This is a genomic window from Borrelia turcica IST7, from assembly GCF_003606285.1.
Lineage (GTDB): Bacteria > Spirochaetota > Spirochaetia > Borreliales > Borreliaceae > Borrelia > Borrelia turcica.
On record NZ_CP028884.1, the window covers coordinates 195403 to 212359 of the forward strand.

Consider the following 16957-nt stretch of genomic DNA (forward strand, 5'->3'; position numbering starts at 1 on the left):
GATTAGAAGGGTTTTAATATGATAAAGATTTTAATAATATTGCTTACTTTTATTAATATTTATGCATTCGCACAAAATGAAACTAATCAAAAGGATGATAATCAAGGACAGAAAGAATATATTCTTTCTGCGATGGAAGATCCATTTGATTTTCATTTAAGATTTTTTACTGAAAGGATTAATCCTTTATTTGTTAGATTTAAAAACAATAACAATGCAACTCAAGATAACAAATTTGTATTAGCACTTAGATATATTACTTCTAGAAGTGATAGTGAAATAAATCTAGAACCAGATAAACAGATGATAATACCTGGTATTGTTAGAAGTATATCCTTATGGGTAGATGGCAGAGAAACTAACACAGAAGTTTTTGTAATACTAAAAGATTCATCAGGAACTTTTCACTCAATCCCCTTTAAAGCAGAAGACGGTAGCTCTAAACTTAACTTCCTTGGATGGAAAAAACTAACAGCATACATTCCAAAAAGTTTTGTCCAAAAAACACATAAATTTAAAAAAGAAACCAGAGATTCAGAATTAATAAGAATAAGAATAATACCTGAGCATAGAATAAATCATGAGCCACAATATATATATTTATCAGAACTCAAGGCAATGATTGATGAACAAAGTACATCAACTACTTATGATGACAATTGGTAATCATTTTTAAATAAATCTTTAAAGTTGTGATACAATGTGGTTGAAATACTTTCTGCATCGCAACTTTTAATTTTTGCAACCTCAAGGCATGTATATCCTAAAAAAAGAGGAGCATTTATCTTACCTCTTAAAGGGACTGGTGCTAAAAATGGACTGTCTGTTTCAATCAAAATATCACTAATGTTTAACTTACTTAAAACCTCTCTTAAAGATCCTGCATTTTTAAAAGTTAAATTACCTGCAAAAGATATTTTAAACCCAAAATCAATAAATTTCTTAGCATATTCATAAGTACCAGAATAACAGTGAAGGATGCCTCTGCTTAAAAAATTGGAAGATTTAATAATATCGTAAACATCACCATAGGCCTCTCTAATATGTAAAATAACAGGCTTTTTATATTTACTAGCCAAATCTAATTGAATATTTAAAGTTTCAATCTGCTCTTTTTTATTATCTGATTTTAAGTAATCAAGACCAATCTCACCAACAGCAATAACATTTTCATTTGCCAAAATATTATCAAGCAATTCAAAGTCATCTTTTAAAGCATTATTTAAGGGATGAATTCCAGCTGTTAGTGCAATATTAGAATAAGCATCTAAAAGCTGTTTTCTCTCATAAAAATCACTAGGATGTAAACCAATATCAAGAAAATAAGAAAATCCACTCCTCAAACATTTATTAATAACATGATGAACATCTATAGAATTCTTCTTAAGCTCATTAAAATGAACATGAGTATCTATTAACTTATCAAAAAAAATAGATCTTTCAAATTCAAGGTTCATAAGTCCATCTTCTTCTTAAGCTCATCAATGTAGTCAATAACAGCAACATTTTTCATTCCTAACTGTAAAAATTTTGATAAAATATCTACAGCATTTTCAATTTGCCCCATTGCCTCATAGCATTCAGCAGCATTCATATATAATATTGAGTTTTTAGGATTATTTTTTATAAGGCTTTTAATAGCGGTCAATGCTTCTTCATATTGTCCCTTTTCTTTTTGCAACAAAGCAAGACCTAGTATAGCAAACATATCAAAATCAACATCGAGAGCTTTTTTATAATACGCTTGTGAATTTTCATAATCCTTCAAGTATCGATATATGTCTCCTACCCTTGTTAAAACCAAGTTATTCTTTGGATCTTTTTCTATTATTGCAAGCCAATATTTCAACGCTTCATGATAATCCTTATTCCCCCTATAACAATCAGCAAGCCCAAAAACAGCATAAAAATTATTTGGAGAAATTTCTAATGCTTTTTTGAAAAAATAAATTCCTTTACTATATTCCTTTAATTTTCTATAACAATTGCCAATTGAAGTTAGAACACGCACATCAATCTTAGTTTGATTTATTTCATACATCTTAAGCCAATATTTCAATGCTTCCTTATACTCTTTAAAGTCATAATATAAATGCCCAATACCAACAAGAGCATAATCATTTTCAGGAGCAAGTTCTATTACTCTTAAATATGCTTGTCTGGACTTTTGAAAATTTTTTAACTTTCGATAAGAAGCAGCAACTCTTGTCAAAACAGTAATATTTTCAGGGTCATACTTTAAATACTCCTCCCATATATCTGTAGCCTTCTTATAATCATCTAAACTTCTATAACAATCCCCCAAACCAAAAAGTGCATAATTATTACTCGAATGCTTAGAAAGACATCTTTGATAATAAACTATAGCTTTATCAAAATTCCTCTTCTTCCTTTCAATATCTCCAAGTCCAACAAGAGCATAATTATTATCATTATCCTTTTCTAAAATATCATTGAACAACTTCTCTGCTTCAGCAAGCCTATCTTCCTTTATTAACTGATACCCCCTTTTGGATTTCTCAGTAACATCAAGAAGTTTATTATCAGAAACTTGCGATATATCTTCAAGATCACCTAAAAGTTCCTTTTCTAACATAAATACCCCTTTAACTGGTTTATTAAAGATATAACTTCAACCCAATTCATATATGCTATTAAAACATATAAATTATATTTAGATATAAACATACTAAGATATTAATAAATCTTTAATATCCAATCTTAATAATACATATTATATAAAAATTTAAAAAAAATATACTTAAATTTACACGCTCAAATTTTTATTTAAACCCTAACTAAAACGCACCTATATAAAATTTAAGGGCAATTATAACAAAAAATTTAAAATTAAGATAAAATATTACTACCCATTAGGAGAAAAATTAAAATGTTTTTAAATAAACTAGATCCAATTGAAAACAAAATAAAAATGCTTGAAGATAAGTTACAGGACACAAATTTAATTAAGAATCAAAAAGAATATACAAAAGTAGTAAAAGAATATAATTATCTAGAAAAAATTAAAGAACAAAAAGACGAATATGAAAAAATATTACACCAAATTGAGGAAAATAAAAAAATCCTTTCTGAAGAAGAAAATTTAGAAATGAGAGAACTAGTAAAACAAGAATTGAATACTTTAAGTCTTAAAAAGGACGAGATTGAACATAAAATTAAAGTATTGTTATTACCCCAAGATGAAAACGACAGTAAAAATATTATTATTGAAATTAGAGCTGGTACTGGTGGGGAAGAGGCCGCACTTTTTGCCAATAATCTTTATGAAATGTATACAAAATATTCTGAGAAAAAAAGGTGGAAAACTGAGCTTATTAACTTTAATGAAACAGAACTTGGGGGGTTTAAAGAAGTAAGCTTTGAAATAAAAGGTAAAGATGTATTTAAAAAACTAAAACATGAAAGCGGAGTCCACAGAGTTCAAAGAGTACCCATAACCGAATCTAATGGAAGGCTTCAAACCTCTGCTGCAACTGTTGCTGTACTTCCCGAAGTTGAAGATACCGATATTGAAATTAATGAGAAAGACTTAAGAATAGATGTTTACAGATCTTCTGGTGCAGGCGGGCAACATGTTAATACAACAGATTCTGCTGTTAGGATTACACATTTACCTACAGGTATTGTGGTACAGTGTCAAAATGAGAGAAGTCAGCACAAAAACAAAGATCAAGCAATGAAAATCTTAAGAGCTAGACTCTATGAATTTGAAGATATTAAAAAACAAGAACAACGTTCAAGTGACAGAAAACAACAAGTAGGCTCAGGTGATAGATCTGAGAGAATTAGAACATATAATTTTCCACAAAACAGAGTAACAGACCACCGAGTAAATATTAGTCTTTATAAGCTAGAAGAAATTATGCAAGGAGAACTTGATTCTCTTCTTGACATGCTAGCTATGGAACTTCAAGAAAGAGCTTTAAAAGATAATTCAATATAATTTCTCTCAATGACTGTAAATGAAGCAATAAAAAGCTCAAAACAATATAATCTACACACTCTTGATGTATTATTATTACTTGAAAAAATTTTAAAGACGAGAAAAGAATTAATCCTCGCCAATAAAAATCAAAATCTAACAAAAAAAGCAGAGTATAAATTTTTGAATCAAATAAATAATATAAAATCAGGAATCCCGATACACCATATACTTAAAATCAAAGAATTCATGGGATTAAATTTTTATATCAATAAAGATGTCCTCATACCTAGAGCAGACACAGAATGTTTAGTAGAAGAAGCTTTAATGCAAATTAAAAAGAATAACTTAAGCAAAATTTTAGATTTATGTTGTGGAAGTGGTTGCATCGGGCTTGCAATTGCACATTATCTTAAAAAAAAGGTAATATTGTCAGATTTTTCTGTTAAAGCTCTACAAGTAGCATTAAAAAATACAAAAAGACTAAAATTAGAAAATTATATAGAAATACTATATTCAGATCTGTTAAAATGTATAAATAAAGAGTTTGACATAATAATTACTAACCCTCCTTATTTAAATGAAGACGAGCTTAAAATAAAGGAAAAGTTAGAAATAGAACCAAGAATGGCTCTTTTAGGATTTGGAAAAGATGGGCTTGAGCTTTCAAGAAAAATAATACAACAATCAAAACACAAACTCACACAAAATGGACTCTTAATAATAGAATTAGCTCCCTGGCAAATAGAACCCATGAAAGAGTTTGCCATACAGGAAGGTTTTTTATATCTTAAAACTCTACATGATCTTGAAACAAGAAAAAGAGCGATAGTGCTGAGGATAAAAAATGATACAACCCTATGAAATTGCATATTTAATGAAAATCAATGATATTGATAAAATAAAAAATATTTTCAAAACTACCATTAATCACATTTATAAAGATGAGATTCAAAAAAAATTAATATTTAAAGCTCTTGAAATATCAGAACAACTACACTACGGACAATATAGAGAAAGTGGAGTTCCTTATGTAATACATCCAATAATGGTTGCATTATTTCTTGCAAAATTTCAATTGGATTTTAAAACAACAATAGCTGGACTTCTACACGATGTACTTGAGGATACAAGTGTTGAGAAGGAAGAAATAATTAAAGAATTTGATGAAGAAATTTTAAGCTTAATTGATGGTGTAACAAAAATCCATGATTTACACAATAAAACAAGAGCAATCAAAGAAGCAAACACTATTTCAAAAATGTTTTTCGCAATGACTCATGATATTAGAATAATAATCATAAAACTTGCTGATAAGCTACATAACATGACAACTCTTTCTCACTTACCTAAAAATAGAAGAGAGAGAATAGCAAAAGATTGTCTTGCCACTTATGTACCAATTGCGGAGAGGCTTGGTATTTCATCTCTTAAAGTATATCTAGAAGACCTGTCATTAAAATATCTTTATCCAAAAGAATATAAAGAGATAAAAAATTTTCTATCTGAAACAAAAATAGAGAGAGAAAAAAAATTATATAAGGGAAAATTGGCAATAGAAAAGGAACTTAAAAAAATTGGAATTGAAGCAGAGATTACGGTACGCTCAAAACACTTCTATTCAATATTTAGAAAAATGAAAACAAGAACTAATAAGCTTTCTCAAATTTTTGATACCTTGGGGATAAGAATAATTTGTAAACAACAAAAAGAATGTTATGAAATACTAGAAATTGTACACAAAGTTTGGAAACCAATACCCGGAAGACTAAAAGACTACATAGCAATACCTAAAGAGAATAAATATCAATCTTTACATACCACTGTAAGAATACCAGAAGACAATCAATTGATTGAAATACAAATTAGAACAGAAGAAATGGACAGAATCGCTAAATACGGTGTTGCTGCTCACTGGATTTACAAAGAACAAGCTGAACTTAAAGCCGATGACCTTTCTTTTATTAATCGCATAAAAAAATGGCAACAAGACTCGGCAAATAAAAATCAATACTCAATGAATGACATACACAAAGAACTATTAAACACATTTATATATGTCTATACGCCTGAAGGAGAAATAGTAGAACTTCCATTTGGATCAAATTCAATTGATTTCGCATACGCAATACATACAGACATTGGAGACCAAGCACTTTATGCCAAAATAAATGGAAAAATTAGCTCACTCACAAAACCTTTAAGAAACGAACAAATTGTTGAAATATTTACCTCACCAGAGGCAAAACCCGATGTAATTTGGCTAAATAGCGTTAGAACAAAAAAAGCACGTTCAAAAATTCGATCTTGGCTTAATAAAAATGACGACACAATATTTGTAGACAATAATATAATTGCATATCTTATTGGAGAGTCTAAAGAACAAAAAAGACTTTTTAGTCTGTTTAAATCCTTAACAAAATCTAAAATAAAAAGAATCACCATATCTCCTGAGTGCAATCCGTCAACAGGAGAAGATATTATTGGCATAATACAAAAAGATGAAATAATAATACACAATGATAATTGTCAAGCTGTAAAACAATATAAAAAAAGCCATCTTGTTGAAGTAGAATGGGAGGCAACGCCAACAAGAAAAGTATACCACATTGTAATATTCCTAAAAAATTTAAAAGGTCTTTTCAATTACCTAGATAACATTTTTACAACTTTCAATGTAAGACTCATTAGTGAAAAAATAGAAGATTGTGGTAATGGATACGGTATAAGCAACATAATAATCTCATCAAATGCAAAAAATGTAGAAATGGTGCTCTCATCTCTTAAAGAAAATCCCAATATACTTAAAATAATGCAAGTAGAAGAAGACATTAAAAATTATGAGAATTAAGATATTATTCTTAATGCTAATTAATGTATTGATTGTACACAAAACAATAAAAGCAAACGACATAGATCCCTACAGTCAACAAATAAAAGAACATATTACAAAAATTAATAAATTAAACAAAGATACAGAAAAAATAACAAAAATTGAAAGCACTTATGACTACATAAAACAATATTTGACAGAAAACAAAATTCAACACAAAGAACATTCACTTCAAGAAATTGGATTTATTGGATATTTGCAAAAAACAATTCATTCAAAAATAAAAGGAATAGGTAAAACCACTTATAACATTATTGTACCTATAGAGATACAATATAGCTTGCAAAACAATCTTGCTATTGCAATTGCAATCACACTACTAAACGAATTAAAAAATATAAAAATTGAAAATACCTTAAACATATACTTTATTAAAGATGATTCATACAAACAAATATCAACAATAAGTAGCATATTACTTCTCAATAGCAATGCTCTTGAAAAGAATACAAGAACAATATACTTGATGCTAAATGAAGAAAAAGAAAATAATATAATAGAATTTAAAAATCAATCAAACATAATAAACTCAAAAACAGACCTAAGATTCCTAGAAGCACTCATTAAAAATTTTGAAGACAATAAAGTAAATTTTATTGTTTCAAAAATCCATGATAAGAACATAAATGAAATATACAATCTGTATCTAGAAGAAGAAATTCCGATTTTAATTATCAATAATAACAAAGAGATACCTCTTTTAAAATACTCAAAAAATAATAATCTTTCTGAAATTTATAAATCAATTAAAGACACAATAACATCTAAACAAAATGCCCAAAACGAAAATCATCTGCACTATATTATACTCAATACTCCATTTAAAAAATGGATAATCAATGAAAGTACACTCATCATCTTAATATACGCTATCTACAATTTTATTATATTGATGTTTATTAGAAAATTTACAAAAACTAGCATAATAATCAGAAAAGTTAAAGATAATTACTATAAAATAATAAGGCTGTTTTTTATACTATTCTTAAGCACATATATTTCGGTTATCATCACAAATAGAATACTTACAGAGTACCAAAACTCAATAGACTACAATATTATAAATCCGATCTATCTAGTAAATTTTTTCCTAACATTATTTAACTTTAACCTGCTCTCCTACTTCACATATAACTTTAAAATATATTTAAACTTTAGAGAACTTAAATATTTAGCAATAGCAATTTCCGTCATTGAACTTATAATGCTACTATATATTAAAATAGAATTTATTTTAATCATACTACTGAAAAACATATTAATATTACTTATCCCAAATAACAGAAAAATTATAAAAAAGATCATAGTAATTCTTATTTGGACAATAAACTTCATACTAATAACATCTCTACAAACAACTTCTCTTATCTCAAGACCAATAGCACTAAGCTATTTAATATCAATCTCACTTTTCTCGCCAATACTTACTAATATCGTAGAACATTTAAAGCATAGGACTACACCAATGTTACAAGAATTCAAAAAAGCTGAAAAGATCGAATCTATAATTTTTTTCTTAATAATCGCTACGATAATAATTTCAAATAACATAAGCAAAATTTCAACAATCAAAATCAACCAAATAATAAGCTTTCCAGAAAAAATAAATAAAATTAGCATAGAATACCTTAAAGAAAACAGAAATACAATTCAAATAGCAACAAAAGACTTCATTTTAAATTTAAAAAAAGGCAAAAAACAAGTGGAAAAGGAATTTAAAGTACAAAAAGATTTAATAAATTTATCTTTTCAAAAAATAGATATTGCTGAGAGAAGTATATATGGAATAAAAATTAATACTAAAAAGATTGCAAAACAAATTAATTTATCTTTAAAAAATGCATCTGAACTTATAATATATCAAAGCAATACGCCATATAAAATAGCGTCTAATAATATCATATTCACAGTAAATAACATTAAATCAAACACAATCAACATTGCTTTTACAGTTAAATCTCAAGAAGACATTAAATATGATATATTTGCTTATTTTGACACCAATGACTACTATGTCAAAATATATGACAAGGAAACTAAAGCAGAAGATAAAAACATAAATATTGATTATTCATATTCAATAAAATATTCAGGTACACTTCCTAAACCTGAAAAACATGATTTAGATGTTTTCTTTAAGCTCCAAGATGACAAAGAAATAGAAAACTTGAAAAATTTAAAATTAAACTAGTCTTCTAACTTTTCAAAATCAATCCTTTTCTTTCTCTTTTCATAACTATTAAAAGCAAAGTCCACCAATTTATCAACCAAAGACTCATAACCAACCCCATCATGTTCACACATCTTAGAAAACATAGAAATATCTGTAAACCCTGGTATTGTATTTATCTCATTAATATAAATTAAACCAGTATCTTTTTCAACAAAAAAATCAATTCTAGCCATACCCCTAAGTTCTAAATATTTATAAACCAAAAACGCATATTCTTTAATATCTAGTAAATGTTTTGTATCAAGCTGAGCAGGAATATTAAATACAATAGAATTTCCAGGAATAGTAGAATACTTAGCATCATAGTCATAAAATACAAAATCTTGTATAACAATCTCACCAGGAGTAAATACTTTAATCTGATCATTTCCAATAACAGAGCATTCAATTTCTCTAACTCTCATGAACTTCTCTATGATAATTGTTAAATCATATCTAAAAGCTTCCTCAATACACTTTTCAATCTGACTCTCGTCATATGCAATATTTATTCCAATTGAAGAACCCAGTATAGCTGGCTTAACAATAACAGGATATTTTAAATTTTGTTTTATATTATTTTTGATTTCTTCTTTATCTAGCAAATAATCATATTTTCTAAGTCCAATAAAGGGTACTAAAGGAATATTAAAACTCTTAAGCAAGAGCTTACAAAAATACTTATTACTAGAAATAGCACTTCCTAAAATACCAGGACCAACACAAGGAATATCCATTATTTTTAAAAGTCCCTGAACAGAGCCATCCTCCCCTGTTCTACCATGGACAATGGGAAATACAACATCAATTTCAAGGTCTCTATCTCTTACAAATATTCCACCACCAGGAACTAAACTAATAACAGAAGAACTATCCTTCTTGACAAATTCAGGATCAGCAGGAACGGAATCCAATAAATACCAAATTCCAGTGTTCTTATCAATAAACACTGAAAATACATTATACTTATCAAGCTTCATAAGAGCTGTATAAACACCATAAGCAGATCTACAAGAAATTTCATGTTCAAAAGAAACTCCTCCAAATATTAACATAAGATTTTTCTTCATAAAATTAACCCCTATTTATTAAACGTAAAATAATATCTTTAACAACACCTTTTTCATCCCAAGGAATACTTTTATCTTTATATATTATTGAATCTTCATGTCCCTTCCCAAGAGTAACCACCAAATCATCAGAATGTGCAAGGTTTATTGCCTTTTCAATTGCATCTTTCCTGTTAGGAATGAAAAATAAGTTTGCATCCCGCATCTTATCCGAAATTCCTTCTGCAATATCTTTAATTATATGCATGCTTTCCTCCCGTCTTGGATCTTCATCACAAAGTATTATTATATCTGCATATCTATCTGCAATCTCTCCTTGTAATCTTCTCTTAGAAATATCTCTCTCCCCAGCCGAACCAAAAACAGCAATTAATCTATTTTTTGCTAGTCTTCTAAATATAGGGAAAAGCTTAAGAAAAGCACCCGGAGTATGTGCATAATCGATTATCAAAGAAAAATTCTGTCCAAAATCAACATCATCCATTCGCCCATAAAGACCCCTAATACTTGCAAGGCTAGCAATAAGTTCTGCAATACCAATACTTGCAACTTTACTTACAACAATTAAAGCAGCAATCACATTCTCAACATTGAAACTACCCGTCAAATTAACTCTAGCATCATATTTAATATCTTTATTAAAAAATTCAAACTCCGTAAAACCCATTTGTTCATTAATTTTGCTTACAAAAAAATCAGCACTCTTATTCTCTAAACTATATGCATAAGATTTATCAATAGAACTTAAAAAGATAGAAGAATTTTTATCATCAATATTAATAACACCAAACCCATTATTAGTAGCAGTAGAAGAAAAAAGATTAAGCTTAGCTTTCAAATAATTCTCCATCGTGCCATGAAATTCAAGATGCTCATGACTAACATTAGTTAAAACAGCAACAGAATACTCAATGTCAACAAGCCTTGCTGTTCTAGGATCAAGCCCATGAGATGTTGATTCAACAATGGCATATTGAACATTATTATCCACCATTTTACTAAGAAAAAAATGAATCTCTGTTGATTCTGGGGTTGACTGCCTATAAGGATTTTTAATTAAACTTCCACTTCCATCGTCCAAAAACACTGTTGAAATAAATCCAACCTTAACACCTATAGACTTTAAAAGAGTATATATATAAAAACAAACAGAGCTCTTACCATCAGTTCCTGTCACTCCAATAATTTTAAGCTTTTTTGAAGGCTCATCATAAAAAATATTAGAAAAATTTGACATAAATCTTTTTATGTTGCAAGAATCAACTTTAATATATGTTACATTGGGAACACAAAAGTCAACATGATTGGTATGTACAATAACATTACTACCCCTTTGAATTGCTACTTCAATAAATCTTTGACCATCAAAATGAAATCCCGGAAGAGCAAAAAATACGAAGTTAGAATATACACATCTTGAATCATATGCAAGTCCCAATATCTCCACATCACAAGATCCTCTAATCTCTTTGACTAAATTCTTATCTAACTTAGCTAAAACACTATTAAGTCTTTTTTTTCTATTCATATTAATAAATTGTACAAAAATAAAAATTATTTTGATATAAAGCTCAAAAAGAGAACCTTGCAGAATTAAAATCCACTCCGCATTATCAATACTATCAAAGACTAAAAATGCTGTTTACAATTCAATCATTTTTTAATAAACTAACTATTGTTTAATGGCGCTGTACCCAAGTGGCTAAGGGAGAAGTCTGCAAAACTTTGATTCGCCGGTTCGATTCCGGTCAGCGCCTTTAGAGAGTCAGTAAAAGCCAATACAGTTTTTAACAGATATAAACTACAATAATAAATATGTTAGAGTTAACATTAATAATAGTATTTATAATACTCTCAGCAATTTTTTCAGCGTCAGAGACGGCATATACCTCATTAAGCTTAATACAACTCCAGGATATAAAGAAAAAGGGGAAATTAGGAACAGTTGTATACCACTTAGCTCAAAATCCATCAAAACTTGTCACAACAATTTTGATTGGAAACAATATTGCCAATATAACAACCAGTGTTCTTGCAACAAAATTTGTTCTTAATAAATATGGGAACAATGCTCTCGCTCTTTCAACAGGAATCGTAACAATAATAGTTCTTATATTTTCCGAAATACTTCCTAAACAAATCGCAATATTAAACAATGAAGGCATAGCCTTGTCAACCTCAATCTTACTTAAAACATTAACATTCATATTCACACCCATAATATATGTAATTAATGGAATGACTAAGGCCCTATTAAGCTTATGTAAAATAAAAACAAGTCAAAAAATGAATAAAGATAGCATAAAAAATATGTTATTTTTAGCTGAAAATTTAGGAATTTTAGAAAATGACGCTAGAATATTCATGCAAAAAATGTTAAACATAGGAGAGGTTAGAGCATCTGAAGTTATGACTCACCGTACAGAAGTATTCTCACTTTCAAGCACATCAAGACTAAAAGATAAAATTAAATTGATTAAAAAAGAAGGATATTCCAGAATCCCTGTATATAAGGGTCAAAACAGAGAACAAATAATAGGTATTTTAATAACTAAGGATTTAATTGAAATAAGCAAAAACGAACTTGAAAAAAGTATCATAAAATTTGCAAAACCCGCTGTCTTTGTACAACAAAACAAGAGAATAAAAGATACGCTAGCCATTATGAGACAAAATCAAAAAATAATGGCAATCGTTATTGACGAATACGGAGGATTTTCGGGGATAGTTACAATAGAGGATATAGTAGAGAAAATATTCGGAGCAATATTTGATGAATATGATCTAGAAGAAGAAAAACAATTTATCACTAAAGAAGGTGAAAACGTTTACCTCATACTTGGTGAGACCACCTTTGATGAGATTGAGGAAACCGTTGGAATAAAAATTCAACACAAAGATTACATAAACACAATGGGAGGATACATAATGGATTTACTTGATAAAATTCCTAAAGAAGGAGAACAAGTTAACACAGAACATGGAGAATACTTAATAGAAGAAGTACAGAATCATAAAATAAAAAAAATAACCTTTAAAAAATTTGAAAAGGAATAAAAATGTACAAAAATTTTTGTAAAACGATTTTTAATTTTTCAAAACCTAACTTAAACACAGAACATAAATTTAATATCAAAAAATCAAGAAGAAAAATCTATATTTCTCTTGGCGTAAATAAATAAAAAGGAGATAAAAATGCTGAATATTCCAAAATTTTTCAATAAAACATACGAATACACAATAATACTAATTGTATTAGTAATCATAGCAATAATAATCATATCAAATGTTTTTGTAGTTGGACCATCAGAAGAGGCTATTGTTCTTCGCCTTGGTAGGCTAAATAGAACACTTGAATCGGGAATACATATAAAAATTCCACTAATTGAGGAAAAATTCATTGTACCAGTAAAAATAGTACAAGAGGTTAAATTCGGTTTTAACACAGATAATAACAGAGGAATTAATGCTGGTGAAGATGAGGGAATAATTATTACTGGAGATTTAAACATAATAAATGTTGAATGGCTAGTCCAATATAAAATAAGCGATCCATATTCTTTCATGTTTAAAGTACAAGACCCAGAAGAAACAATAAAAGACATTGCAAAATCATCAATGAACAGATTAATTGGAGACAACACTATTTTTGAAATAATTAATGACAATAGAGTTGGAGTTACAGAAGGAGTAAAATCTTCCATGAATGAAATTATTAAAACATATAATTTAGGAATTGATATTGTACAAGTACAAATCAGAAATGCTATGCCACCAAAGGGAAAAGTTTATGAAGCATTTGAAGATGTTAACATTGCGATTCAAGACAAAAATAAATTCATTAATGAGGGAAAGAAAGAATTTAATCAAATCGTTCCAAAAATTAGAGGAGAAGCACTCAAAGTGCTAGAAGAAGCTAAGGGATACAAAGAAAGCAGAATAAACAATGCGTTAGCCGATACTAAAATTTTTAATGCAATTTTAAACGCATACATTAAAGACCCAGAAATTACAAAAGAGAGAATTTATAATGAAACGATGAAAGAAATTCTTGAAAATAAAGATAGCATTGAAATAATCGACAAAAATTTAAAAAACTTCCTACCCTTTAAGGAGGTAAAGTAAATGAAATATATGGTAAAATTTTTATTCTCTATTGCTAAGATTATTGTATTTACATTACTAATTAGCTTAATATCACTCTCTATAATGCAACCAATTTATATACTAAAAGAAAACGAAATTTCAATTACTACAAGACTTGGAAAAATTGAGAGGACTGAAAACGCAGCAGGTCTTAAATATAAAATCCCATTTATTGAACATGTACAAATATTTCCCAAAATCATACTTAGATGGGACGGAGAACCCCAAAGAATTCCAACAGGTGGTGAAGAGAAACAACTAATATGGATAGATACAACTGCTAGATGGAAAATTGCAGACATTAATAAATTCTATACATCCATCAAAACAATGGATAGAGCTTACATAAGAATTGATGCTGCTATTGAACCTGCGGTTAGAGGTGTTATTGCTAAGTACCCTTTACTTGAAATGATTAGAAGTTCAAATGACCCTATTCAAAGACTATCTCACGGAATCTTAACAGCTCAAGAGGCTAAAAATGACACAACTTATCAAATAACAAAGGGTCGAAAAATCATTGAAAATGAAATAATTGAAGTTGCAAATAAAAATACGAAAGATATTGGGATTGAAATTGTTGACGTTCTTATTAGAAAAATTAGCTATGACCCTAGCTTAATTGATTCCGTACATAATAGAATGATCTCAGAAAGGCAACAAATAGCAGAAGAACAAAGAAGCACAGGTATGGCTGAGAAAACAGAAATTCTTGGTAGCATTGAAAAAGAAAAGCTAAAATTACTAAGTGAGGCAAAAGCTGAAGCAGCTATAATTAAAGCTGAGGGCGATAGTGAAGCTGCACGGATTTATGCAAATGCATATGGTCAAAATGTTGAATTTTATAGATTTTGGCAAGCACTAGAGAGTTACAAGGCAGTACTTAAAGATAAACGGAAAATATTCTCAACAGATATGGATTTTTTCAGATACTTACATAACAGGAAATAAAATATATAAAGATCTGAAATACTAAATTTAATAAAAGTTTTATTTAAAAATAATATTAAAGATTTATTGTAGAAATTTTTTAAGCTTGAATGTGTTAATATAGTAACAGGAAGCCTATAAAAACATTATAAATCAACATATTAAGAAAACAGAGTAATTAAATTCATACACATTTAAAAAGCAATAACTAAAGAAAGGAAGAAAAATGAATATATATAAAAAGAAAAAAATAAGCAAATATTCCATTGTCATTACACTTGTTATCTTAGCAACGCTATCAATCTTTGTCTTCTTAAATCTCAATATATTGATGCCAAGTAGCTCAGAAAGTATCAATAAAAAAGTCAAGAATTTATTCTTAATAGAAATAACTAAACACAAAGGGAAAAGTCCAAATGATTACACAATAGAAAGTTATTACTCAATATTTAAAGACATTCAAGGCAATGAGATTGCAACAAATGATAAGGATTTTAGCAAAAGAATTGTCAGAGTTGATGCGTTAATTCATTATTATTATAGAGAAGATAAAATAAATACTAAGATGCACTTAGCTTTTGTAAGCTATGACATAAAGACAAATAGAATAAAACTTATTCACTCTGAATAATGATTATAAAACTCATCTTATTTAAAATTGTTTAATATGTACTTTACCACAGAATCATTATAATGATAATCTATGACTTCACAAGCCTTATCCTTAAGCGTGTCAATACCATTCTGAGGAGTAACTTTATGAATTTCATTTTCATTAAAAACAGAGATATCATTATCAGAATCTCCAAAATAAACAATATCTTTATAAGAAATAGATAAATAATCAGCCAAAAATTTAATCCCATTTATTTTCTCAGCATGAATACTTTGTACTTCAATAACACTAATTTTGTCATTAAATTCTATTCTTCCATATTTAGAAACTTTAAGTTCAGAATAATTTCTCATATTCAAAAAAACACCTTCAATTATCTCTCTTGTACCAATAACAGTAACAGATAAAACATCATAAAGAGAAATATCATTGATTTTATCTATTTTGATAATATTTGAACAACAAAAAGTTTGCTTAAATGTAAGATACCAATGTTCTAAAAAATTATTAATACCATCATAAGCATTAAATACCTCTCCATTATGTATTACTTTAAAAAATACAGAAAACCCATTATTCTTAAAATAAGAATAAATATCGCAAAGATAATCCCACCGTATATTTTCTACATAAAGAGGCTTGCCTTGATCAATAGATGCAACATAAGCACCATCATGGCTAATTAAAGGAATCTTAAAATCAAATCCCCTCAAAGGCGATCTCATAAGATAAAAATCTCTACCGGTTGCAACTGTAAATTTAAAGTCATCTCTCTTTAGAAGTTCCTTTAAATTATTTTTAGAAAAATCCGACAAAGACCCCTTTGCGTCAAGCAATGTACCATCTAAATCCGTAATAAACACCTTACTCAAATAAATATCCTTATATGAACTATATAAGATTAATTATACAACTTTAAATATAAAAAATAACAACTAATCTATACTACTCATGATGATTGACAAAAAAAAATGTTTATGGAAAAATAATAATGTTGTAAAACAAAAACAGCCGCTGTAGCTCAGTTGGTAGAGCATAGGACTGAAAATCCTTGTGTCAGGAGTTCGATTCTCCTCGGCGGCAATATTGGTCATTGATTTTATTGATTGCACTGAAATTCAAAGTTAGAAAAAGTAATTGTATTTTA

At 28.3% G+C, this 16957-nt stretch carries 14 protein-coding genes and 2 tRNA genes; 11 read left to right on the top strand and 5 right to left on the bottom strand.

The annotated features are described in order from the left end of the window. The first annotated feature begins 18 nt into the window (after window positions 1-18). Entirely contained in the window at window positions 19-666 is a 648-nt protein-coding gene (locus DB313_RS00965; RefSeq protein WP_120104001.1) for a flagellar filament outer layer protein FlaA, read from the top strand. Here the strand turns inward: DB313_RS00965 and DB313_RS00970 are convergent. Both DB313_RS00970 and DB313_RS00975 read right to left on the bottom strand, forming a co-directional pair. Next, on the bottom strand, window positions 648-1457 hold the full coding sequence (locus DB313_RS00970; RefSeq protein ID WP_120104002.1) for a TatD family hydrolase: 810 nt from the start codon (window positions 1455-1457) through the stop codon (window positions 648-650). The two genes, DB313_RS00965 and DB313_RS00970, sit on opposite strands and share 19 nt — an antisense overlap. After that, window positions 1454-2596 (bottom strand): tetratricopeptide repeat protein, encoded by a 1143-nt coding sequence (locus DB313_RS00975; protein ID WP_120104003.1) that lies wholly within the window; start codon window positions 2594-2596, stop codon window positions 1454-1456. The genes DB313_RS00970 and DB313_RS00975 overlap by 4 nt, the downstream gene beginning before the upstream one ends. Window positions 2597-2890: 294 nt before the next feature. Between DB313_RS00975 and prfA the strand changes: the two genes are divergently transcribed. From prfA to DB313_RS00995, 4 genes are read left to right on the top strand one after another with little or no spacing between them, the layout of a single operon-like run. After that, complete coding sequence (gene prfA, locus DB313_RS00980; RefSeq protein WP_120104004.1) at window positions 2891-3964, top strand: peptide chain release factor 1; 1074 nt, start codon at window positions 2891-2893, stop codon at window positions 3962-3964. 9 nt (window positions 3965-3973) lie between these two features. Beyond that, window positions 3974-4807 carry a peptide chain release factor N(5)-glutamine methyltransferase gene (prmC, locus tag DB313_RS00985; RefSeq protein WP_120104005.1) on the top strand — a complete coding sequence of 278 codons (834 nt, stop codon included), beginning with the start codon at window positions 3974-3976 and terminating at the stop codon, window positions 4805-4807. Beyond that, window positions 4791-6794, top strand: coding sequence for a RelA/SpoT family protein (locus tag DB313_RS00990; protein WP_120104006.1), 2004 nt, complete (start codon window positions 4791-4793; stop codon window positions 6792-6794). Before prmC ends, DB313_RS00990 begins: the two co-directional genes overlap by 17 nt. After that, on the top strand, window positions 6784-9027 hold the full coding sequence (locus tag DB313_RS00995) for a hypothetical protein (RefSeq protein ID WP_120104007.1): 2244 nt from the start codon (window positions 6784-6786) through the stop codon (window positions 9025-9027). The genes DB313_RS00990 and DB313_RS00995 overlap by 11 nt, the downstream gene beginning before the upstream one ends. Here the strand turns inward: DB313_RS00995 and DB313_RS01000 are convergent. Both DB313_RS01000 and DB313_RS01005 read right to left on the bottom strand, forming a co-directional pair. Further along, window positions 9024-10118, bottom strand: coding sequence for a D-alanine--D-alanine ligase (locus tag DB313_RS01000; protein ID WP_120104008.1), 1095 nt, complete (start codon window positions 10116-10118; stop codon window positions 9024-9026). The two genes, DB313_RS00995 and DB313_RS01000, sit on opposite strands and share 4 nt — an antisense overlap. A gap of 4 nt (window positions 10119-10122) precedes the next feature. Then, on the bottom strand, window positions 10123-11646 hold the full coding sequence (locus DB313_RS01005; protein ID WP_174220830.1) for a UDP-N-acetylmuramoyl-L-alanyl-D-glutamate--2,6-diaminopimelate ligase: 1524 nt from the start codon (window positions 11644-11646) through the stop codon (window positions 10123-10125). A gap of 156 nt (window positions 11647-11802) precedes the next feature. On the opposite strand from DB313_RS01005, the gene DB313_RS01010 reads away from it, so the two are divergent. The 5 genes from DB313_RS01010 (at window position 11803) to DB313_RS01030 (ending at window position 15825) form a co-directional block, all read left to right on the top strand. Next, window positions 11803-11875 (top strand) — tRNA-Cys (locus DB313_RS01010). A 58-nt stretch (window positions 11876-11933) separates the two neighbouring features. Next, window positions 11934-13175: a hemolysin family protein gene (locus DB313_RS01015; protein ID WP_120104010.1), complete on the top strand. Its 1242-nt coding sequence runs from the start codon at window positions 11934-11936 to the stop codon at window positions 13173-13175. Window positions 13176-13313: 138 nt separating this feature from the next. Next, the gene (gene hflK, locus DB313_RS01020) at window positions 13314-14243 is read left to right on the top strand and encodes an FtsH protease activity modulator HflK (RefSeq protein WP_120104011.1); all 930 of its coding nucleotides are present in this window, start codon (window positions 13314-13316) and stop codon (window positions 14241-14243) included. Further along, entirely contained in the window at window positions 14244-15215 is a 972-nt protein-coding gene (gene hflC / locus DB313_RS01025; RefSeq protein WP_120104012.1) for a protease modulator HflC, read from the top strand. A 205-nt stretch (window positions 15216-15420) separates the two neighbouring features. After that, the gene (locus DB313_RS01030) at window positions 15421-15825 is read left to right on the top strand and encodes a hypothetical protein (RefSeq protein ID WP_120104013.1); all 405 of its coding nucleotides are present in this window, start codon (window positions 15421-15423) and stop codon (window positions 15823-15825) included. A gap of 17 nt (window positions 15826-15842) precedes the next feature. Here DB313_RS01030 and DB313_RS01035 read toward each other — a convergent pair whose 3' ends face one another. Then, window positions 15843-16673 carry an HAD-IIB family hydrolase gene (locus DB313_RS01035; RefSeq protein ID WP_238614528.1) on the bottom strand — a complete coding sequence of 277 codons (831 nt, stop codon included), beginning with the start codon at window positions 16671-16673 and terminating at the stop codon, window positions 15843-15845. A 147-nt stretch (window positions 16674-16820) separates the two neighbouring features. On the opposite strand from DB313_RS01035, the gene DB313_RS01040 reads away from it, so the two are divergent. Further along, a tRNA-Phe gene (locus DB313_RS01040) sits at window positions 16821-16893 on the top strand. The last annotated feature ends 64 nt before the right edge of the window (window positions 16894-16957 follow it).